The sequence below is a fragment of the Rhizobacter sp. P5_C2 genome (genome assembly GCF_054049715.1).
This window is the reverse complement of record NZ_JBFULV010000010.1, coordinates 41,507-59,784: the sequence shown is the minus strand read 5'-3', so window position 1 is coordinate 59,784 and position 18,278 is coordinate 41,507. Positions and strand designations below refer to the sequence as shown.

The following is an 18,278-nucleotide window of genomic DNA, read 5'->3' as shown; positions in this document are numbered from 1 at the left end:
CCCGTTCCAGCCTAGGTGCCGGTAGACCCGGCGGTCCCGCATGTCTTTCGCTCCCGACACGTTGCTGCAACTGATTCAACGCGCCGATGCGCTGCTCACCCGGCTGGAGTCGGTGCTGCCGCAGCCGCTGGCCGCACCCGACTGGTCCGCGTCGATCGCGTTTCGCTACCGCCGGCGCGGTGCCACCGGGCAGTTGCTGCCGGTCCGCCACGTCGCGCATGTGCGGCTCGCTGAGCTGGTCGAGGTCGAGCCGCAGAAGGAACGCCTGCTGCGCAACACCGCGCAGTTCGTCGCCGGCCATGCGGCCAACAACGTGCTGCTCACCGGTGCTCGCGGCACCGGCAAGAGCTCGCTGATCAAGGCCTGCCTGAACGAGTTTTCCGATCGGGGCTTGCGCTTGATCGAGGTCGACAAGGCCGACCTGGTCGACCTGCCCGACATCGTCGACCTGGTCGCCGAGCGGCCCGAGCGCTTCGTCGTGTTCTGCGACGACCTCAGTTTCGACGAGGGCGAGCCCGGCTACAAGGCACTCAAGTCCATCCTCGATGGTTCGGTCTCGCAGGCGTCGGACAACGTGCTGATCTACGCGACCAGCAACCGCCGCCACCTGCTGCCCGAGTACATGAAGGAGAACCTCACGTACCAGCACACCGACGACGGCGAGGTGCACCCCGGCGAGGTGATCGAAGAGAAGATCTCGCTGAGCGAACGCTTCGGGCTGTGGGTCAGCTTCTACCCGTTCAGCCAGGACGAATACCTCGCGATCGTCGCGCAGTGGCTGCGCGGCTTCGGGGTCGGCGAGGACGAGATCGCCGCCGCCCGCCAGCCCTCGCTGGTGTGGGCGCTGGAGCGGGGTTCGCGCTCGGGCCGGGTCGCGTTCCAGTTCGCGAAAGACTACGCCGGGCGGCACGCGTCATGAGCGGCGGCGACGAGCGCACGCCGGTCGAGGTGGCTGTCGGCGTGCTGATCGATGCCGACGGCGGCTTCCTGCTGACCAGCCGGCCCGAAGGCAAGGTCTACGCCGGCTACTGGGAGTTCCCCGGCGGCAAGCTCGAGGCCGGCGAGAGCGTCGAACAGGCGCTGCGCCGCGAGCTGCACGAGGAGATCGGCATCACGATCGGGCCGGTGCAGCCGTGGAAGGTCGAGATCGTCGACTACCCCCATGCGCGCGTGCGCCTGCACTTCTGCAAGGTCTTCGAATGGACCGGCGAGTTCGAGATGCGCGAGCGCCAGCAGATGGCCTGGCAGAACCTGCCGGTGCAGGTGCAGCCGGTGCTGCCCGGCACCGTGCCGGTGCTGGCCTGGTTCGCCGAGGAACGCGGTTTCTCGGGAGCGACTTACACGACAGATACACTCGCCCGATGAGCTGGCTCGACGAGATCAAGTGGGATGCGCAAGGCCTGCTGCCGGTGATCGCGCAGGAGGTCGGCAGCAACGACGTGCTGATGTTCGCGTTCATGAACCGCGAGGCGCTGGCCCGCACCGCCGAGCTCGGCGAGGCGGTGTATTACAGCCGCTCGCGCCAGCGCCTGTGGCACAAGGGCGAGGAAAGCGGGCACGTGCAGCAGGTGCACGAGATGCGCCTCGATTGCGACAACGACGTGCTGCTGCTGAAGGTTGTGCAGCAAGGCCACGACCCCGACAAACTCGGAATTGCGTGCCACACCGGCCGCCACAGCTGCTTCTTCCAGCTTTACAAGGACGGGGCCTGGCAGACCGTCGAGCCGGTCTTGAAAGACCCCGGGACCATCTACAAATGACGGACGTGAAAACCGCGGTGAGCACCCCCGGCAACGGCAACGGCAACGACACGCTGGCCCGCCTGGCCGCAGTGATCGAGTCGCGCCGCCTGGGCGACCCGGACAAGAGCTACGTCGCCCGGCTGTTCCACAAGGGCACCGATGCGATCCTGAAGAAGATCGGCGAAGAAGCCACCGAGACGGTGATGGCCGCCAAGGACGGCGACCGCCAGAAGATCGTCTACGAGGTCGCCGACCTGTGGTTCCATTCGATGCTCGCGCTGAGCGCCTTCGGCCTGACACCGGCCGACGTGCTCGCCGAGCTGGAGCGGCGCGAGGGCCTGTCAGGGCTGGAAGAATTCGCCGCGCGCAAGTTGCAAACCCGAGAGGCGGACGGAACATGAACGATGTCGTGAACACTTCTGAACGGGACTCGTCGCTGAAGACGATCGGCCACATCAGCTACCTGCTGCATGCGATCGTCGCGGTGGGCGCGGTGCTGCCCGGTACGCAGGCCTCGATCACGCTGCTGATCGTCGCCTTCATCCTCGACCTGGTGAAGAAGGACGAAGCCGCCGGCAGCTGGCAGGAGTCGCACTTCCGCTGGCGCATCCGCTCGGTGATCTGGGCCGCCGTGCTCTACGTCGTCACGCTGCCGCTGTGGTTCCTGTTCCTGATCCCCGGCTGGATCGCCTGGGGCGTCATCTCGATCTGGTTCCTCTACCGCGTCGTGCGCGGCTGGGTGAACCTGAACTCGAACACGCCGATGCCGGTGTCTGCGCCATGAGCCACGATCCAGGCTGCATCTTCTGCAAGATCGCCGCGGGCCAGATCCCCAGCCGCAAGGTCTACGAAGACGACGAACTGATCGCCTTCCACGACATCGCGCCGTGGGCGCCGATCCATTTCCTGATCGTGCCCAAGGAGCATCTGCCGTCGCTGTACGACACGGTGCCGGAGAAGCACCAGGCCCTGCTCGGCAGGATGCTGGCGCTGGCCCCGGGGCTGGCCCGCGAGCAGGGTGCAACCAACGGTTTCCGCACCGTGGTCAACACCGGCGCCGATGGTGGGCAGGAAGTCCCACATTTGCACATGCATGTCATCGGCGGACCAAGGCCCTGGGCCAAGGGTTGACTCGGTCACCACCTAGAATCCGCTATTTCCCGCAGGAGAAGAATCATGGGTTCATTCAGCATCTGGCACTGGCTCATCGTGCTGGTGATCGTGGTCCTGGTGTTCGGCACCAAGAAGCTCAAGAACATCGGCAGCGACCTCGGTGGCGCCGTGAAGGGCTTCAAGGACGGCATCAAGGATGGCTCGGCCAACGCCGGCACCGATGCCGCCGTGCCGCCGTCGCAACAGGTCGGCCAGAAGCCCGCCGATCCGAACACCGTCGACGTCGAAGCGAAGACCAAATCGTGAGCATCCGAGGCCGGCCCGGGCTGGCCCGTCGGATGGCGGCCGCATGATCGATTTCGGGTTCGACAAGATCGCGCTGATCGGCGCCGTGGCGCTGATCGTCATCGGCCCCGAGCGCCTGCCCAAGGTCGCCCGCACCGTCGGGCACCTGCTCGGCAAGGCGCAGCGCTACGTGGCCGACGTGAAAGCCGAAGTCAACCGCTCGATCGAGCTCGAAGAGCTCAAGAAGATGAAGGGCGAGTTCGAGGACGCGGCCCGCAACGTCGAGCAGACGGTGTCGAACGAAATCCACCAGACGCGCGCCGACATGGCCAGCGCGTGGGATGCCCCCGGTGACGCGGTCTCGAGCCCGAACAGCGGCCAGCACCTCGGCTGGGAACCCCCGCCGCCGCAATACAAGCACCCGAAGAAGAACTGGCGCCTGAAGCGCGGCGCGACGCCGCAGTGGTACAAGCAGCGCAACGGCGTGCGCAGCAAGGCGCAATCCGGCGCGGCGCGTGTCGCGCGTTTCCGCCCGCCGCGCTCGTCGGTCTGAGAACCTGAATCCCTCCCATGAAGTTGAACAGCGACGGCCGTGATGAGCTGGAAGGCACCGAGCAGCCCTTCGTCACGCACCTGATCGAACTGCGCGACCGGTTGATCCGCGCGGTGATCGCGATCGGCGTGTGCTTCGGCATCCTCGCGATCTACCCCGGCCCGGCCGCGCTCTACGACCTGCTGGCGCACCCGCTGGTGGCGGCGTTGCCGGCCGGCGGCAAGCTGATCGCGACCAACGTGATCTCGCCGTTCCTGGTGCCGCTGAAGATCACGCTGATGGCGGCCTTCCTGCTGGCGCTGCCGGTGGTGCTGTACCAGGTGTGGGCCTTCGTCGCGCCGGGGCTGTACACGCACGAGAAGAAGCTGGTGCTGCCGCTGGTGATCTCGAGCACGCTGCTGTTCTTCATCGGCGTCGCGTTCTGCTACTTCTTCGTGTTCGGCAAGGTGTTCGCGTTCATCCAGACCTTCGCGCCGAAGAGCATCGCGGCCACGCCGGACATCCAGGAATACCTGAGTTTCGTGCTGACGATGTTCGTCGCGTTCGGTGCGGCCTTCGAGGTGCCGATCGTCGTGGTGGTGCTGGCGCGCATGGGCATCGTCACGCTCGACAAGCTGAAGGCGTTCCGCGCCTACTTCATCGTGCTGGCCTTCATCGTCGCGGCCGTCGTGACGCCGCCCGACATCGTCTCGCAGCTCGCGCTCGCGATCCCGATGTGCATCCTGTACGAGGTCGGCATCTGGGCCTCGGTGATTTTCATCAAGCACACGCAGGCGCCGCCGGAAGACACGACGCAGAAAGTGTGATGCCGCGGAGGGCCTTCTGAGGAGGCACCCTCCCGGCTCACTCCTGCCGCGGCACCACCTTGCTGCGCGGCCGCTGCGCCACCATCACGCTGATCTCCAGCGCCTTGTCGCCGCGCTGCACGCCGATCTGCGCCTTTTCCTTCGGCTTCAGCGCGGCTACCGCGGCCAGCAGCTGCACCGTGTTGCCCACCGGCGTCTCGGCCACCTTGACGACCACGTCACCGGGTCGCAGGCCGCCGCTCGCGGCCGGGCCGTTCTGCAGCACGCCGGTGATCAGCACGCCTTCCTTGATCGGCAGGTTGAAGGTCTCGGCGATCTCGGGCGTCAGGTCGCGCGGTTCGACGCCGATCCAGCCGCGGGTGACCTGGCCGTCGCGGATCAGACCTTCCATCACCTGGCGCGCGGTCGTCTCGGGGATCGCGAAGCCGATGCCCAGGCTGCCACCGCTGCGCGAGTAGATCGCGGTGTTGATGCCGATCAGGTTGCCGTTGGTGTCGACCAGCGCGCCGCCCGAGTTGCCGGGGTTGATCGCCGCATCGGTCTGGATGAAGTTCTCGAAGGTGTTGATGCCCAGCTGGTTGCGGCCGAGCGCGCTGACGATGCCCGAGGTCACCGTCTGGCCGACGCCGAACGGGTTGCCGATCGCGAGCACCACGTCGCCGACCTGCAGCGTCTCGGCGCTGCCGAACGCGATCACCGGCAGCTTGTCGAGCGTGATCTTCAGCACCGCGACGTCGGTGTCGGGGTCGCTGCCGACCACCTTGGCCTTCGCGCGGCGCGCGTCGACCAGCTGCACCTCGATGTCGTCGGCGCCTTCGACGACATGGTTGTTGGTCAGCAGGTAGCCCTCGGGCGAGACGATCACGCCGGAGCCGAGGCCGACCTGCGGCTGCTCGCGCTGCTGCGCGCCCTGCTCACCGAAGAAGAACTTGAACCACGGGTCTTCGCCGTGCGGGCTGCGCGCCGGCGCCTTGCTGGCCGTGATGCTGACGACCGCCGGCGAGGCACGCCGCGCTGCGCCGCTGTAGCTCGGGGCGCTGCCGCCGGGCGGCAGCGACACCGTCTGGATCGACGGCGCCTGGCTGATCGACACGATGCTCGGCAGGCCGTTGCCCGGCTGGCGCCGCACCCAGTCCGGCTTCAGCGTCGCGACCACGAACAGCACGGCCACGGCCACCGTCACGGCCTGGGAGAAAATCAGCCACGTCTTGCGCATCAACAGGGTCCTGTGTCATGGCCGCACGCTCCGAAATCGAGTCCTACCTGAACACGCTGCTGGACGTGGGCCGCTTCCGCGATTATGGGCCGAACGGTCTGCAGGTCGAGGGCAAACCCGAAGTGCGCAAGCTGGTGTCGGGCGTCACCGCGAGCCAGGCCTTCATCGAGGCGGCGATCGAGCGCGGCGCCGATGCGCTGCTGGTGCACCACGGCCTGTTCTGGAAAGGCCATGACGGCCGCATCACCGGCTGGCTGAAGGGCCGCATCGAGCGGCTGCTGGCGGCCCAGGTCAACCTGCTGGCCTACCACCTGCCGCTGGACGCGCACCCGCAGTTCGGCAACAACGCGCAGTTCGGCGTGCGGCTCAATTTCATGGCCGATGGCCGCTTCGGCGACCAGGACCTGGGCTGGATCGGCAGCCCGGCCCAGCCGCTGACGGTGCCGGCGCTGACGGCGCTGCTGAGCCTGCGGATGAACCGCGCGCCGGTCGCGGTCGACCCCGGGGTGGGGCGGCCGATCCGGCGCGTCGCCTGGTGCACCGGCGGTGCCCAGGGGTATTTCGAAGCGGCGATCGCCGCCGGTGCCGATGCCTACGTCACCGGCGAGATCTCCGAACCGCAGGCGCACCTCGCACGCGAGACCGGCGTGGCCTTCTTCGCGTGCGGGCACCACGCCAGCGAGCGCTATGGTGCGCCTGCGCTGGCCGCGCACGTGGCCGAGAAATTCGGCCTCGAGCACGAGTTCATCGAGATCGACAACCCGGCTTGATCACGGCGCGACGCGGATGTCGTCGACGAATCCGCGGAAGGTGCCGGTGGCATCCGGCCGGTCATAGGCCACCAGGATGCGCACGATCGTCTTGCCGGCCGCCCACTGGCCGATGTTCGAGCGCACCTCGTTCCAGGTGTTGCCGGCGAGCCGGCCGCCGCGGCCCTGGAACTCCGGATGCACGCGCACGCCGTTCTGGTCGGTCGCGCCCGAATCGCGCAGGCTGCTGCCGTCGGTGAAGATCAGGTCGACTGCGACGAACGCGCTGTTCGGCGCCGAGCTCTGCGGGTAGATCCAGTACGACAGCGTCGTGCTCGCGGTCACCGGAATGCGCACGTCGAACACCTTGTTGTACGAGAACGAGCGCGTCGCGTCGGCGTCGTTGCCCGAGTACATCAGCGCCGTCGTGCCGCTGTGCGCGATGTTCTCGCGCCGCGTCGAGGTCTCCATCTGCGCCAGCCCGCAGCAGAAGCCACCGATGTTGGCCTGGAAATCGACGGTGTCGTTCCAGTCCGGTTGCGCAATGCCGGCTTCGAAGTCCGAGAAGAAGCCGCTCGCGTTGGTGGTCGTGCGCGGCGCATCGAACGACGGCGGTGCATCGGCCGCGGCGCTGCCCCAGGCGGTGTTGGCGCTGCCGCCGAGCACGAAGTCCAGCGTGGCGTCCGCGTCCAGCTGCGCGAGCGGCAGCCAGGTGCGCGTCGACGTCGCGCCGTTCAGCTTCAGGCTTTGCACATAGGTGCCGTTCGCGCCCGCGTTCGATGCGTTGATCGTCAGCGTGCGGCCGTTGCCCATGCGCACCGCGGTGCTCGGGAACAGCGGGCTGCCGAGCACGAAGCCGCCGAGGCCCGGGATCTCCGGGTACAGCCCGAGCGCGCCCCACACGTACCAGGCCGAGGTGGCGCCCAGGTCGTCGTTGCCGGTCAGGCCGTCGGGCCCCGTCTTGTACAGGTCGGTCAGGATGCGCCGCACCACCGCCTGCGACTTGTACGGCGCACCGGCGAAGGTGTAGGCCCACGGCGTGCCGTGCTCGGGCTCGTTGCCCATGAAGGCGTACGGGCTGTTCGGCCCCGAGTCGAGCTGCGTGAAGTGCTCGTCCAGCCGCGCGATGGCTGCCGCGTTGCCGCCCATGCGGTCGAACAGGCCGCGGTAGTTCTGCGGCACCATCCAGGTGTATTGCGCCGAATCGCCTTCGACGAAACCGGCGCCGTCGGTGCGCGTGAACCCGCTCTTGAAGCTGCCGCCCGCGGTGCGCGGGTGGATGTAGCCGCTGACCTTGGAGTACAGCGGCTTCCACATCTGCGCCTGCGTCAGGTACTTGTCACGCTTGACGGTGTCGCCCAGCGACGCGGCGAACTGCGCGATCGCCGAATCGGCCAGCGCGTACTCCTCGGCCGACGCGGCCGCGCCCCACAGGTTGGGCGTCTCGATCGGGATGTAGCCGTGTCCCAGGTAGTCGGCCAGCCCCGGGCGTGTCTCGCAGTTGCGCGAACGGGTGCCGGGCTGGGTCGCCCCCTGCTCCATGTAGCGCAGTGCGGCGGTGGTGTCGAAGCTGCGGCCGCCGAAGGCGTACAGGTTGGCGACGATCACCGCGCCGGCATCGCCGACCATCACGCAGGTGTCGTCGTTCGCGGTCGGCCACTTCGGGTAGCCGCCACCGCCCGTCTGGGCGTCGACCACCATCGACTGCGCCATGTCGCTCGCCTCCTTCGGCGCGAGCCAGCCGATCAGCTGCACCTGCGAGCGGTAGATGTCCCAGCCGGAGAAGGTCGCGTACTTGTCCCAGCCGTTCGCGGTGTAGGTCTTGTTGTCGAAGCCGATGTACTGGCCGTTCACGTCGCTGAACAGGTTGGGGTGCAGCAGCGAGTGGTACAGCGCGCTGTAGAACTTGGTGCGGTCGTCGGTCGAGCCACCGGTCACCTGCACCTTGTTCAGCGTCGCGTTCCAGGTGGCCTGCGCCGCGCTCTTCAGCCCGTCGAAATCCCAGGCCGGGTTCTCGGTCTGCATGTTCAGCTTGGCGTTCGCGGTGCTGACGTACGAGACCCCGATGCGCAGACCCACCTGCCCGCCACCGGCGAACTTGACCCAGCCGCCGTTGTTCTGCGCGCGGGCCGCGGTGCGCGAGCCCGGTGTCACGGTGTCGCCCTGATACGTGCCGAAGCTCGCGAACGGCTTGTCGAACTGGCCGTGGAAGTAGACGAAGTAGCCGCCGCCGCCGCACACGCCGCCGGTCTCGACGAAGCCCTGGACCGAGTCGGTGCCGACGATCTCCAGCTGCGCGCTGCGCGCGCCGACGCCGTTGCGGCCGATGTTCAGGATCATCGTCGCGTCATTCGTGGCCGGCCAGGTGAAGCGGCCGGCGCCGGTGCGCTTCGTGACGGTCAGCTCGGCATTGACGCCGTTGTTCAGCCCGACGCGGTACGAGCCCGGCACGGCCTGTTCGTTGGCGTGCGAGAAGCCGACCTGGTAGGCCTCGATGTGCGTGCCGGGCGATGTACCGATGTTGCCCACGATCGGCAGCATCGAGATGTCCTGCTGGATCGAGCAGCCGGTGCCGCTGGAGTGGATCAGGCTGATGCCCTGGATCACGCCCTTGTCGTAGTTGTAGCCGCCGAAGCCGTAGAACTCGCCGTAGCCGGTGTCGGGGCTGTACTGCACCATGCCGAAGGGCAGCGTCGCGCCGGGGAAGGTGTTGCCCACCGCACCGCCGGTGCCCTGGTTGTCGGGGTTCGGGTTGCCGATCTTGGTGCCGACGAACGGGTTCACCAGCGGCAGCAGGTTCACGTCGGCCGCTTGCGCGGCTTCTGTCGGGGCGCGCGATGCAGTGGTTGGCGCGTCCTCGTGCCCGCCACCGCCACCGCCGCAGCCCGCCGCCAGCAGGGCCGCGAGCCATCCCAGCCGCAGGGCGAAGCCTCGCCGCGGCGTTGAACGATCTTGTTGCAATCTTGTCTCCTCAGTCGTGCGAATGATCGACCGATGCTCAGCGGAGCTTGGCGTGCGGTCCTGTCCGCACGAAACTGCCACACGTCTACTTCTTGCTCTGGAGGCACCCTGGCTGTGCAGCGTAGGGGCAGGGCGGCGCCGGCCGGACGGGAGATTCCCGCGCAGGAGTCAGCGCAACGAGCGAAACAAGCCGGGGTCGGTCAGCGGTTTCAGGACGACAGGTCCCAGCCCGGCACGCGCTGCATGAACGTCTGCAGGGCCTGGGCTGCGGTGAGGGCTGTGCCTTCCTCGAAGACGTCGAGGTCGTCGGGCTCGCAGTAGCCGGTGAGCCAGCGCGGCAGCAATCGCGCGCTGCCGTCCTCGTTCTCGAACAGCACGCGGTAGCCGGTGTGGCGCGGATCCGCCTGGATGCGTTGCGCCAGCGAGACGACATGCGCGCGCGGACCCTCGATCAGCTGGCAGAAGCGCGCGCCATCGAACACCAGCGCGCCGGTGATGCCGAGCTGCTGGTTGCGTTCGCGGGACACGTGCAGAATCTGCGCAACCACCGAGAAGTCCCGACCGGACGCGAGATGGCTGAGGTAGAGGACGCGGTACACGGGTGATGGGGCGGACAACGGGGCGAGTGGGTTCAAGAGGAGGCTCAAACCTCCAATCTATCGGCCGCGGAGGGCCGCACACATGTCAAAAGACACTGCACCGCAACACCCCGCGGTGCGCATTCCGTGCAGCGAGTGCCCGCTGCGCGCGCTGCCGCTGTTCGTGGGGGCGGCGCCCGACGAGCTGGCGCTGATCCAGTCGCTGAAGCACCGCGAGCTGCGGCGCGACAGCGGGGCCAGCATCATCGACGAGGGCGCGACCGACGCGCCGCTGTTCACGCTGTTCTCGGGCTGGGCCTTTCGCTACAAGACGCTGAGCGACGGTCGCCGGCAGATCCTGAACTTCCTGCTGCCCGGCGACTTCATCGGCGTGCAGCAGAAGATGACCGATGCCGCGGTGCATGGCGTCGAGGCGCTGGGCGAGGCCTGGCTGTGCGTGTTCGAGCGCGATTCGCTGTGGTCGCTGCACCAGCACACGCCGCGGCTCGGCTTCGCGGTCACCTGGCTGGCCGCGCACGAAGAGGCGCTGGTCGACGACAACCTGCTGTCGGTGGGCCGGCGCAGCGCCGCCGAGCGGGTGGCGACGCTGCTGGTGCACCTGTTCCGGCGCGCCGCCGCGCTGATGCCCGATGCCGGCGCGAACGGCGTGCCGTTTCCGCTGACGCAGCAGCACGTCGCCGACGCGCTCGGGCTGTCGCTGGTGCACACCAACAAGACCTTGCGCAAGCTGGAGCGGCGCGGGCTGCACCGCATCGAGAATGGGCAGCTGTTTCTCACCGACGTGCAGGCGCTGGAGCGCATTGCCGACCTGTATGGCGATGGCAAGTTGTCGCCGCGGCCCTTGATCTGAATCGCTGACCTGAAAGGCCCCACCGAATGACGACGCATGCACCGATCGCGCTGACGCAGGGCGATGCCTGCGGCATCGGCCCGGAGATCATCGCGAAGCTGTTCCGCACGCCGCAGGCGGTGGGTTGCTTCGTGATCGGCGACGTGGCGGTGCAGCGCCGTGCGGTCGCATCGACCGGTGGCGGGCTGGTGGTGGCCGCGATCGAGCGCGCGGCCGATGCGCTCGATGCGCCGCCGGGCTGCATCCCGGTGCTGGTGCCRCCCGGCCTGCCGGTCGACCTGATGGCGGCGCCGATCGGGCAGGTCGATGCGCGGGCCGGTGCGGCGGCGGCGCGCTGCATCGAGCAGGCGGTGCGGCTGGCGCGCGGCGCGGAGATCGCGGCCATCGTCACCGCGCCGATCCACAAGGAGGCGCTGTCGGCCGCCGGGGTCGCGTTTCCGGGGCACACCGAGATGCTGCAGGCGCTGTCGGTCGATGCCGGCGCGCCGCTGCCGCCGGTGCGCATGATGCTGGCCAACGACGAGCTGCGCACCGTGCTCGTGACGATCCACCTGTCGCTGCGGCGCGCGATCGATGCGGTGACCTTCGACGCGGTGCTGCAGACGCTGCGCATCTCGCAGCAGGCGGCCGCGCGCTGGGGCCAGCCGGCGCCGCGCATCGCGGTGGCCGGGCTGAACCCGCATGCGGGGGAGGGCGGGCTGTTCGGCGATGAAGAGATCCGCATCATCCGCCCGGCCATCGAGGCCGCGCGTGCCGAGGGCATCGATGCGACCGGCCCGTTCGCGCCCGACACGGTGTTCATGCGTGCCCGCCGCGGCGAGTTCGACCTGGTGGTGGCGATGACGCACGACCACGGGCTGATCCCGGTGAAGTACCTCGGTGTCGAGCAGGGCGTCAACGTGACGCTCGGGTTGCCGTTCGTGCGCACCAGCCCCGATCACGGCACCGCGTTCGACATCGCCGGCACCGGCCGCGCCGATGCGTCGAGCCTGCTGGCCGCGCTGGAGATGGCACGTCGCCTGTAGCCCGGATGGCGATCCGGGCTACGTCAGTGGCGCGTCGTCGGCTGGGATGAAGACGACGCCGACAACGCCGCCAGCTGCTTGCGCGCCCGTGCGGTCGCCCGCTCCATCAGGTAGGCCTGCTCGAACGCCTTGAAGCGCCCGGTCTCGCACATGCGCGCCAGCATCCGCGAGGTCAGCGACACCGTCTCGTGGTGGCGCTTGCCGCGCGTGAACACGAAGAACGCGCGCCCCGGGCTCACGTAGCTCAGGCGCACCTTCTGCCACTGGTCGTTCAGGTGCATCTGGTAGGCGAAGCCGAGCTTCACGTGGTCCATCAGCTGCACGCCGTGCGACGGCTCGGCCGGCTCGCTCGGCGACAGGTCGAGGTCGATGTCGACGCCGCCGACGTGCAGCGGCCCCGGCTGCGTGTCGCCGCCACCGGCGCCCGGCTCGGTGTCCGGGCCGGTGTCGGCGGTCAGGTCGATGTCGACGCTGCCCGACCAGTCGATCGAACTCTCTTGCACCAGGCCGATGCGCTTGGCCTCGTCCGGCGAGAAGTGGGGTTCGATCGGCGCGGCGCCCATGCTGGACATCGGCACGTCGCGCAGCAGGCCGTCAGGCTCCGGCAGTGCCGTGTTGAACACGCCTTCGAGCTGCTTGGACAACAGGTTGTACTCGAGCTCCGACAGCGGCTGGCCCTTCAGCGAATCGGCATGTGCCGGCAGCAGCTTGCTGAAGAACTCCTTCTGCGCCGCGTCCGGCCAACCGATCAGCGCCATCCCTTCGTTCAGGTCCTTCATCAGCGGCGGCAGCTGCATCAGGAACTTCTTGCGCATCGCGGGCGAGCCCTTGGGCTGCACGCTCATCACCAGGTCGCGGCCGGCGCGCTTCAAGCGCTGCACCAGCTCGGAGTTCACGCCGTGCGCCTTCGTGCCCTGGGCGAGCGCCTGGCTCCACACCTGGGCCAGGAAGTTGCGCAGGTAGTCGGGCAGCGCCATCGGGTTCAGCGCGGCCTGCAGCTGCAGCATGTAGCGCTGCTGCACGCGCAGGTCGGATTCCTTCGCGTCGACCAGCGTCACCGCCGACGCATTCGCCTGCACCTCTTCCCTGGCCTGCTGCGCGATGAAGGTCTCGAGCGCGGCGAGCTTGGAGGTATAGAGCTCGATCTGGTCGAAGTCGCCCTGCACGATCTCCTGCACCAGGTCGCGCACCCGGGCCATGAACTGCTTGCCGGCGCCTTCGTCGAGGTCGTCGAACGCGACCGCGAGCGACGCGATGCGGTTCACGAAGCGGCGCACCGGGTGCTTGCGCGACGAGAAGAAGCTCGGGTCGGCCAGCGCGACGCGCAGCACCGGCAGCTGCAGGCGAGCGATCTGGCGCGCCATCTGCGGCGGCACGCGCGGGTCGGACAGGATCTGGTCGAACAGGCTGCCGACCACGTCGATCACCATGTGGTCGAGCGAGCCGGTCGAGGCCTGGCGCAATTCGTCGCGGTGCTGGCGGATCACGTTGACCGCCATCAGGCCCGACAGGCCCTCGTTCAGGCCGCCGCTGCCGGTGATGGCGCCGCTCAGGCTGGCGAGCGCGCTCGCGCGCCCGAGGCCGGGCGAGCCGGTGTGCAGGCCGCCGCCGGTCGGCCCGCCCAGGTCGCCCGGGCGGGTGGCCAGGAAGGTCAGCCGGCGGATCAGCGACATCAGCTCGGCATCGGCCTGCGCGCTGACGCCGGGGCGCGGCGTGAAGCGGCCGGCACCGGCGTTCGGATTGCCGAAGCTCGCGTTGCCGCGGCCGGCGCCATCGCGGCCGAGCGTGCTGGTGCCGGGGCGGCCCATCGTGCCGACGCCCGCATTGCCACCACCACCACCGCCACCATTCCCGCCCGCCCCGCCGCCGGGACCGCCGAAGCCGCCGCGGGACGACGATCCGGGCATGCCCTGGCCGCGGCCGGGCAGGCCGCCCTGGCCGCTGTCGAAGTCGCCGGTCATCGTGGTCGGGCTGTACAGGTTGCCGCTGCCGGACGAGCCGGTGTCGCGCAGCGTCGCGTAGCCGGAGTTGACGCGATCACGCGCCAGCTCGTTGCCCGGGCCTTCGACGCCGCGCACCGACAGGCTGACCGGTTGCACGCCGCGGGCGCGGAAATCCTTCAGGATGTCGCCATAGCAGGTGGGCATCGCGCGCGCCAGCGCGAGGCTCATCTCGCGCGCCAGCACCTTGCGCGTCTCGCGCTCGTTCGACACCGATTCGATCGCGCGGAACACCGCGGCGCCCATCACCTCGCCGCGCAGCGGGTTGCGTTCCTGGTCGGCGCGCCCGATGCCCAGCAGCGTGCCGGTGTAGGCCGCCATGTCGCGCAGCTCCCACTCGCAGGCGTGGGTGATGGCCTGGCTGATGCGGTCGGCCGACATCTGCTCTTCCATCTCGGCGTCGCCGACGATGCTGAGCGACATCCAGTCGGTCTCGGCGAGGCTGCGGCCGCTCTCGCGGTTCGGGCTCAGTTCGCGCGTCACGCGCTTGCTCAGCGTGTCGCCGAACACCAGCACGAAGGTGCTCATGTGGCGGCGCAGGTCGAGCTGCGCGGTGATCAGGATGTCGCGCTCGTAGATGCGCATCGCCGCCGAAGCCAGCGTGCCCAGATGGGTCGACACGCGGTCCGCCACCGCCGCGGTGGTCGTCTTCAGGTGGCTGATGGCGGCGTCGAACGCCGCTTGCGAACGTGGATCGATCGGATTCATCTACGGACAGGGCCGATGGGCGGACCGGGGCGAAACCGCCGGACGGGTGGTCCGGACGGAGATACCGCCAGTATGAGCCCAAACGCAAGGGGCACGCGCCGCGTTGCGGCGCGGCGACGTCGGCCGGCGGGGAGCATTTCACGCCCCGCGGCGCGAACGGTCACTTCTTCAGCGAATCGCGGATCTCGCGCAGCAATTGCACGTCTTCGGGCACGGCGGCCGGCGGCGCGGCCGGGGCCTCGTGCTTGAGGCGGTTGATCTGCTTGACCATCACGAAAATGATGACGGCCAGGATCACGAAGTTGAGCGCCACGGTAATGAAGTTGCCGTAGGCGAACAGCGGAACGCCGGCTTTTGTCAGCGCCTCGTAAGTCTGCGGGCCCTTGAAGTCGGCCGGTGGATTGGCCAGCATCAGGAAATAGTTCGAAAAATCGAGCCCGCCGATCAGGCGGCCGATCACCGGCATGATCAGGTCCTTGACGATGGAATCGACGATCTTGCCGAAGGCCGCGCCGATGATGACGCCGACCGCGAGGTCGACGACATTGCCCTTCATCGCGAAAGCCTTGAATTCGGTGGCGAATCCCATGGGGTGCTCCTGTTCTTGGTGTTGCGCGGCAGTATTGACCAGCAATGGTGGATGTCAAGCCGAAACCCGCGTCAATGAGGGTCCGCCCGCAGTGGCGCGGACCCCTCGGCGCCGGGGGAGGGGGGTTGACACGTCCGCTAGAATTCTCGGTTGCCCGTGACTAGAAGTCGCAAGCCGAGGACCCCCAATGAGTGACAAGCAAGGTCGTTCAGACAGCAGTGAGCAAAGAGGCGAGCAAGGTGGTTCACACCATGGTGAATCCCATGTCGATCAAGGCCGCCGGACCTGGGTGGCCATCGCCTGTGGTGCCGGTGCCGTCGGTGGCGTCGCAGCCGCCGTCCCTTTTGTCAGCACCTTCCAGCCGTCCGAGCGGGCACGTGCCGCCGGTGCCGCCGTCGAAGTGGACATCAGCGACCTGAAGCCGGGCGAGAAGAAGACGGTCGAATGGCGCGGCAAGCCGGTGTGGATCGTCCGCCGCACGCCCGAGCAGCTCGCCACGCTGCCGAAGAACGACGCGCAGCTCGCCGACCCCAATTCGCAGCGCAAGCCCGATGAGCTGACCCCCGAATACGCACGCAACGAGGGCCGCTCGCGCAAGCCCGAGGTGCTGGTGGTGGTTGGCATCTGCTCGCACCTCGGCTGCTCGCCGAGCGACAAGTTCCAGGCCGGTGCCCAGCCTTCGCTGCCCGACGACTGGACCGGCGGTTTCCTGTGCCCGTGCCACGGCTCGACCTTCGACATGGCCGGCCGCGTCTACAAGAACAAGCCCGCGCCCGACAACCTCGAAGTGCCGCCGCACATGTACTTGTCCGACGCCAAGCTGCTGATCGGCGAAGACAAGAAGGCCTGAGCCCCGAGCACCCCGGAGAACAACGACATGGCTGAATTCAAGCAAGTGCCCGCCAATGCGTCCGTGGGCGTCAAGCTCATGACCTGGGTCGACAACCGCTTCCCCGCCACGAAGATGTGGAACGAGCAGTGGGGGCAGTACTACGCACCGAAGAACTTCAACTTCTGGTACTTCTTCGGCTCGCTCGCGATGCTGGTGCTGGTGATCCAGATCGTCACCGGCATCTTCCTCGTGATGCACTACAAGCCCGATGCGGCGCTCGCCTTCGCATCGGTCGAGTACATCATGCGCGACGTGCCCTGGGGCTGGCTGATCCGCTACATGCACTCGACGGGCGCCTCGGCGTTCTTCATCGTCGTCTACCTGCACATGTTCCGCGGGCTGATGTACGGCAGCTACCGCAAGCCGCGCGAGCTGGTCTGGATCTTCGGCTGCGCGATCTTCCTGTGCCTGATGGCCGAGGCCTTCATGGGCTACCTGCTGCCGTGGGGCCAGATGTCGTACTGGGGCGCGCAGGTCATCGTGAACCTGTTCGCCGCGGTGCCGTTCGTCGGCCCCGACCTGGCGCTGCTGATCCGCGGCGACTACGTCGTGAGCGACGCCACGCTGAACCGCTTCTTCAGCTTCCACGTGATCGCGGTGCCGCTGGTGCTGCTGGGCCTGGTGGCAGCCCACCTGATCGCGCTGCACGAAGTGGGTTCGAACAACCCCGACGGCATCGAGATCAAGGCCAAGCGCGGCCCGGACGGCCACCCGCTGGACGGCATCCCCTCGCACCCGTACTACTCGGTGCACGACATCTTCGGCGTCGCCGGTTTCCTGCTGATCTTCAGTGCGGTGGTGTTCTTCGCGCCCGAGTTCGGCGGCTATTTCCTCGAGTACAACAACTTCATCCCGGCCGATCCGCTGAAGACGCCGGCGCACATCGCCCCGGTCTGGTACTTCACGCCGTTCTACTCGATGCTGCGCGCGACCACCACGCTGATGGTGCAGGTGCTGTCCGGCATCATCGCGGTGGCCACCGTCGCGGCCTTGCTGAAGGGCAAGTTCGGTGGTGCCGCCAAGCTGGCGATGGTGGTCGTGGCGGTCATCGCGGTCGCGCTGCTGAACGTGTTCGATGCCAAGTTCTGGGGCGTGGTCGTGATGGGTGGTGCCGTCATCATCCTGTTCTTCCTGCCGTGGCTGGATCACAGCCCGGTCAAGTCGATCCGCTATCGCCCCGACTGGCACAAGCTCGTGTACGGCGTCTTCGTCGTGTTCTTCCTGATCCTGGGCTACCTGGGCGTGCAGCCGCCGTCCGAAGTCGGCAACTACGTGTCGCAAGTGGGTACGCTGCTGTACTTCGGCTTCTTCCTGCTGATGCCGTGGTGGAGCCAGCTGGGCACCTTCAAGCCCGTGCCCGACCGCGTGACCTTCCACGCCCACTGATCACCACGAGAGCCCCGGAGACAACACCATGAAGAAACTCCTTCTCACGTTGCTGGCGAGCCTGGCACTGATGGGTGGCACGGCGCAGGCTTCGGAAGGCGGCGTGGCCTGGGACAAGTTCCCGTCGGCCAAGACCACCGACCTGGCGGCGCTGCAGAACGGCGCCAAGCTGTTCGTCAACTACTGCCTGAACTGCCACTCGGCCGCGTTCATGCGCTACAACCGCATGCGCGACATCGGGCTGACCGAAGCGCAGATCAAGGCCAACCTGCTGTTCGCGACCGACAAGGTCGGCGACACGATGAAGACCTCGCTCGACCCGAAGCAGGCCAAGGACTGGTTCGGTGCCTTGCCGCCCGACCTGTCGGTGATCGCCCGTTCGCGCGCCGACATCGGCAAGGGCTCGGGTGCCGACTACCTGTACACCTACCTGCGCAGCTACTACCGCGACGACACCAAGGCGACCGGCTGGAACAACCTGGCCTTCCCGAGCGTCGCGATGCCGCATGTGCTGTGGGAACTGCAGGGCCAGCGCGTCGCGAAGTTCGTCGAAGAGAAAGACCCGCACGACGAGGCGAAGTCCATGCATCGCTTCGCCGGCTTCGAGCAGGTGACACCCGGCAAGCTGAGCGCCAACGATTACGACGAGGCCGTGGCCGACCTCGTCGCCTACCTACAGTGGATGGGAGAGCCAGCCCAGGGCCAGCGCGTTCGCGTCGGCGTCTGGGTGCTGCTGTTCCTCTCCGTGTTCGTCGTCATCACCTGGCGCCTGAACGCGGTTTACTGGAAAGACGTGAAATAACG

Annotated in this window: 20 protein-coding genes; 15 read left to right on the top strand and 5 right to left on the bottom strand. The window is 67.9% G+C overall.

From position 1 onward, the window contains the following. The first annotated feature begins 40 nt into the window (after nt 1-40). Genes ACXJLU_RS05505 through tatC form a run of 9 tightly spaced genes read left to right on the top strand, consistent with a single transcriptional unit; the run spans nt 41 to nt 4,499 of the window. Nucleotides 41-919, top strand: coding sequence for an ATP-binding protein (locus tag ACXJLU_RS05505; protein ID WP_457329445.1), 879 nt, complete (start codon nt 41-43; stop codon nt 917-919). Next, nucleotides 916-1,365 carry an NUDIX domain-containing protein gene (locus tag ACXJLU_RS05500; protein ID WP_457329444.1) on the top strand — a complete coding sequence of 150 codons (450 nt, stop codon included), beginning with the start codon at nt 916-918 and terminating at the stop codon, nt 1,363-1,365. The genes ACXJLU_RS05505 and ACXJLU_RS05500 overlap by 4 nt, the downstream gene beginning before the upstream one ends. Beyond that, nucleotides 1,362-1,760, top strand: coding sequence for a phosphoribosyl-AMP cyclohydrolase (hisI, locus tag ACXJLU_RS05495; protein ID WP_457329443.1), 399 nt, complete (start codon nt 1,362-1,364; stop codon nt 1,758-1,760). Before ACXJLU_RS05500 ends, hisI begins: the two co-directional genes overlap by 4 nt. Next, nucleotides 1,757-2,143 carry a phosphoribosyl-ATP diphosphatase gene (locus ACXJLU_RS05490; protein WP_457329442.1) on the top strand — a complete coding sequence of 129 codons (387 nt, stop codon included), beginning with the start codon at nt 1,757-1,759 and terminating at the stop codon, nt 2,141-2,143. The genes hisI and ACXJLU_RS05490 overlap by 4 nt, the downstream gene beginning before the upstream one ends. Further along, on the top strand, nt 2,140-2,526 hold the full coding sequence (locus ACXJLU_RS05485; RefSeq protein WP_457329441.1) for a DUF4870 family protein: 387 nt from the start codon (nt 2,140-2,142) through the stop codon (nt 2,524-2,526). The genes ACXJLU_RS05490 and ACXJLU_RS05485 overlap by 4 nt, the downstream gene beginning before the upstream one ends. Beyond that, the gene (locus tag ACXJLU_RS05480) at nt 2,523-2,873 is read left to right on the top strand and encodes a histidine triad nucleotide-binding protein (RefSeq protein WP_457329440.1); all 351 of its coding nucleotides are present in this window, start codon (nt 2,523-2,525) and stop codon (nt 2,871-2,873) included. Before ACXJLU_RS05485 ends, ACXJLU_RS05480 begins: the two co-directional genes overlap by 4 nt. A 45-nt stretch (nt 2,874-2,918) precedes the next feature. After that, the gene (gene tatA, locus ACXJLU_RS05475; RefSeq protein WP_457329439.1) at nt 2,919-3,161 is read left to right on the top strand and encodes a Sec-independent protein translocase subunit TatA; all 243 of its coding nucleotides are present in this window, start codon (nt 2,919-2,921) and stop codon (nt 3,159-3,161) included. Between the two features lie 43 nt (nt 3,162-3,204). After that, nucleotides 3,205-3,693 carry a Sec-independent protein translocase protein TatB gene (gene tatB / locus ACXJLU_RS05470; protein WP_073465599.1) on the top strand — a complete coding sequence of 163 codons (489 nt, stop codon included), beginning with the start codon at nt 3,205-3,207 and terminating at the stop codon, nt 3,691-3,693. A gap of 17 nt (nt 3,694-3,710) precedes the next feature. Then, nucleotides 3,711-4,499, top strand: coding sequence for a twin-arginine translocase subunit TatC (gene tatC / locus ACXJLU_RS05465; protein WP_073465598.1), 789 nt, complete (start codon nt 3,711-3,713; stop codon nt 4,497-4,499). Between the two features lie 37 nt (nt 4,500-4,536). Here the strand turns inward: tatC and ACXJLU_RS05460 are convergent, their stop codons facing one another. Continuing rightward, complete coding sequence (locus ACXJLU_RS05460) at nt 4,537-5,715, bottom strand: trypsin-like peptidase domain-containing protein (RefSeq protein ID WP_457329438.1); 1,179 nt, start codon at nt 5,713-5,715, stop codon at nt 4,537-4,539. Nucleotides 5,716-5,732: 17 nt separating this feature from the next. On the opposite strand from ACXJLU_RS05460, the gene ACXJLU_RS05455 reads away from it, so the two are divergent. Continuing rightward, the gene (locus ACXJLU_RS05455) at nt 5,733-6,485 is read left to right on the top strand and encodes a Nif3-like dinuclear metal center hexameric protein (RefSeq protein ID WP_457329437.1); all 753 of its coding nucleotides are present in this window, start codon (nt 5,733-5,735) and stop codon (nt 6,483-6,485) included. On the opposite strand, the gene ACXJLU_RS05450 is transcribed toward ACXJLU_RS05455, so the two are convergent. Together ACXJLU_RS05450 and ACXJLU_RS05445 are read right to left on the bottom strand one after the other, a co-directional pair. After that, on the bottom strand, nt 6,486-9,425 hold the full coding sequence (locus ACXJLU_RS05450) for a GH92 family glycosyl hydrolase (RefSeq protein WP_457329436.1): 2,940 nt from the start codon (nt 9,423-9,425) through the stop codon (nt 6,486-6,488). Nucleotides 9,426-9,634: 209 nt separating this feature from the next. Further along, a complete protein-coding gene (locus tag ACXJLU_RS05445; RefSeq protein ID WP_457329435.1) occupies nt 9,635-10,024 on the bottom strand; it encodes a BLUF domain-containing protein in 390 nt (129 codons plus the stop codon). 82 nt (nt 10,025-10,106) lie between these two features. Here ACXJLU_RS05445 and ACXJLU_RS05440 point away from each other — a divergent pair, with 82 nt between their 5' ends. Further along, a complete protein-coding gene (locus ACXJLU_RS05440; protein WP_073465593.1) occupies nt 10,107-10,874 on the top strand; it encodes a Crp/Fnr family transcriptional regulator in 768 nt (255 codons plus the stop codon). Nucleotides 10,875-10,900: 26 nt separating this feature from the next. Beyond that, a complete protein-coding gene (gene pdxA / locus ACXJLU_RS05435; RefSeq protein WP_457329434.1) occupies nt 10,901-11,899 on the top strand; it encodes a 4-hydroxythreonine-4-phosphate dehydrogenase PdxA in 999 nt (332 codons plus the stop codon). 23 nt (nt 11,900-11,922) lie between these two features. On the opposite strand, the gene ACXJLU_RS05430 is transcribed toward pdxA, so the two are convergent. Both ACXJLU_RS05430 and mscL read right to left on the bottom strand, forming a co-directional pair. Further along, nucleotides 11,923-14,607, bottom strand: coding sequence for a DUF1631 family protein (locus tag ACXJLU_RS05430; RefSeq protein WP_457329433.1), 2,685 nt, complete (start codon nt 14,605-14,607; stop codon nt 11,923-11,925). A gap of 160 nt (nt 14,608-14,767) precedes the next feature. Further along, nucleotides 14,768-15,196, bottom strand: a complete 429-nt coding sequence (gene mscL, locus ACXJLU_RS05425; RefSeq protein ID WP_073465590.1) for a large conductance mechanosensitive channel protein MscL — start codon at nt 15,194-15,196, stop codon at nt 14,768-14,770. Nucleotides 15,197-15,383: 187 nt separating this feature from the next. Here mscL and petA point away from each other — a divergent pair, with 187 nt between their 5' ends. From petA to ACXJLU_RS05410, 3 genes are read left to right on the top strand one after another with little or no spacing between them, the layout of a single operon-like run. Further along, complete coding sequence (petA, locus tag ACXJLU_RS05420; protein WP_073465589.1) at nt 15,384-16,046, top strand: ubiquinol-cytochrome c reductase iron-sulfur subunit; 663 nt, start codon at nt 15,384-15,386, stop codon at nt 16,044-16,046. A 27-nt stretch (nt 16,047-16,073) separates the two neighbouring features. Continuing rightward, on the top strand, nt 16,074-17,474 hold the full coding sequence (locus ACXJLU_RS05415; protein WP_073465588.1) for a cytochrome b: 1,401 nt from the start codon (nt 16,074-16,076) through the stop codon (nt 17,472-17,474). 28 nt (nt 17,475-17,502) lie between these two features. After that, nucleotides 17,503-18,276, top strand: coding sequence for a cytochrome c1 (locus tag ACXJLU_RS05410; RefSeq protein WP_457329432.1), 774 nt, complete (start codon nt 17,503-17,505; stop codon nt 18,274-18,276). The last annotated feature ends 2 nt before the right edge of the window (nt 18,277-18,278 follow it).

Coding starts and splice junctions, on each gene's coding strand:
- ACXJLU_RS05500 (WP_457329444.1), top strand. CDS start 916: ATGAGCGGCGGCGACGAGCGCACGCCGGTCGAGGTGGCTGTCGGCGTG.
- ACXJLU_RS05485 (WP_457329441.1), top strand. CDS start 2,140: ATGAACGATGTCGTGAACACTTCTGAACGGGACTCGTCGCTGAAGACG.
- ACXJLU_RS05460 (WP_457329438.1), bottom strand. CDS start 5,715: ATGCGCAAGACGTGGCTGATTTTCTCCCAGGCCGTGACGGTGGCCGTG.
- tatB (WP_073465599.1), top strand. CDS start 3,205: ATGATCGATTTCGGGTTCGACAAGATCGCGCTGATCGGCGCCGTGGCG.
- ACXJLU_RS05430 (WP_457329433.1), bottom strand. CDS start 14,607: ATGAATCCGATCGATCCACGTTCGCAAGCGGCGTTCGACGCCGCCATC.
- petA (WP_073465589.1), top strand. CDS start 15,384: ATGAGTGACAAGCAAGGTCGTTCAGACAGCAGTGAGCAAAGAGGCGAG.
- ACXJLU_RS05455 (WP_457329437.1), top strand. CDS start 5,733: ATGGCCGCACGCTCCGAAATCGAGTCCTACCTGAACACGCTGCTGGAC.
- tatA (WP_457329439.1), top strand. CDS start 2,919: ATGGGTTCATTCAGCATCTGGCACTGGCTCATCGTGCTGGTGATCGTG.
- ACXJLU_RS05490 (WP_457329442.1), top strand. CDS start 1,757: ATGACGGACGTGAAAACCGCGGTGAGCACCCCCGGCAACGGCAACGGC.
- ACXJLU_RS05440 (WP_073465593.1), top strand. CDS start 10,107: ATGTCAAAAGACACTGCACCGCAACACCCCGCGGTGCGCATTCCGTGC.
- ACXJLU_RS05480 (WP_457329440.1), top strand. CDS start 2,523: ATGAGCCACGATCCAGGCTGCATCTTCTGCAAGATCGCCGCGGGCCAG.
- mscL (WP_073465590.1), bottom strand. CDS start 15,196: ATGGGATTCGCCACCGAATTCAAGGCTTTCGCGATGAAGGGCAATGTC.
- ACXJLU_RS05505 (WP_457329445.1), top strand. CDS start 41: ATGTCTTTCGCTCCCGACACGTTGCTGCAACTGATTCAACGCGCCGAT.
- ACXJLU_RS05415 (WP_073465588.1), top strand. CDS start 16,074: ATGGCTGAATTCAAGCAAGTGCCCGCCAATGCGTCCGTGGGCGTCAAG.
- ACXJLU_RS05410 (WP_457329432.1), top strand. CDS start 17,503: ATGAAGAAACTCCTTCTCACGTTGCTGGCGAGCCTGGCACTGATGGGT.
- hisI (WP_457329443.1), top strand. CDS start 1,362: ATGAGCTGGCTCGACGAGATCAAGTGGGATGCGCAAGGCCTGCTGCCG.
- tatC (WP_073465598.1), top strand. CDS start 3,711: ATGAAGTTGAACAGCGACGGCCGTGATGAGCTGGAAGGCACCGAGCAG.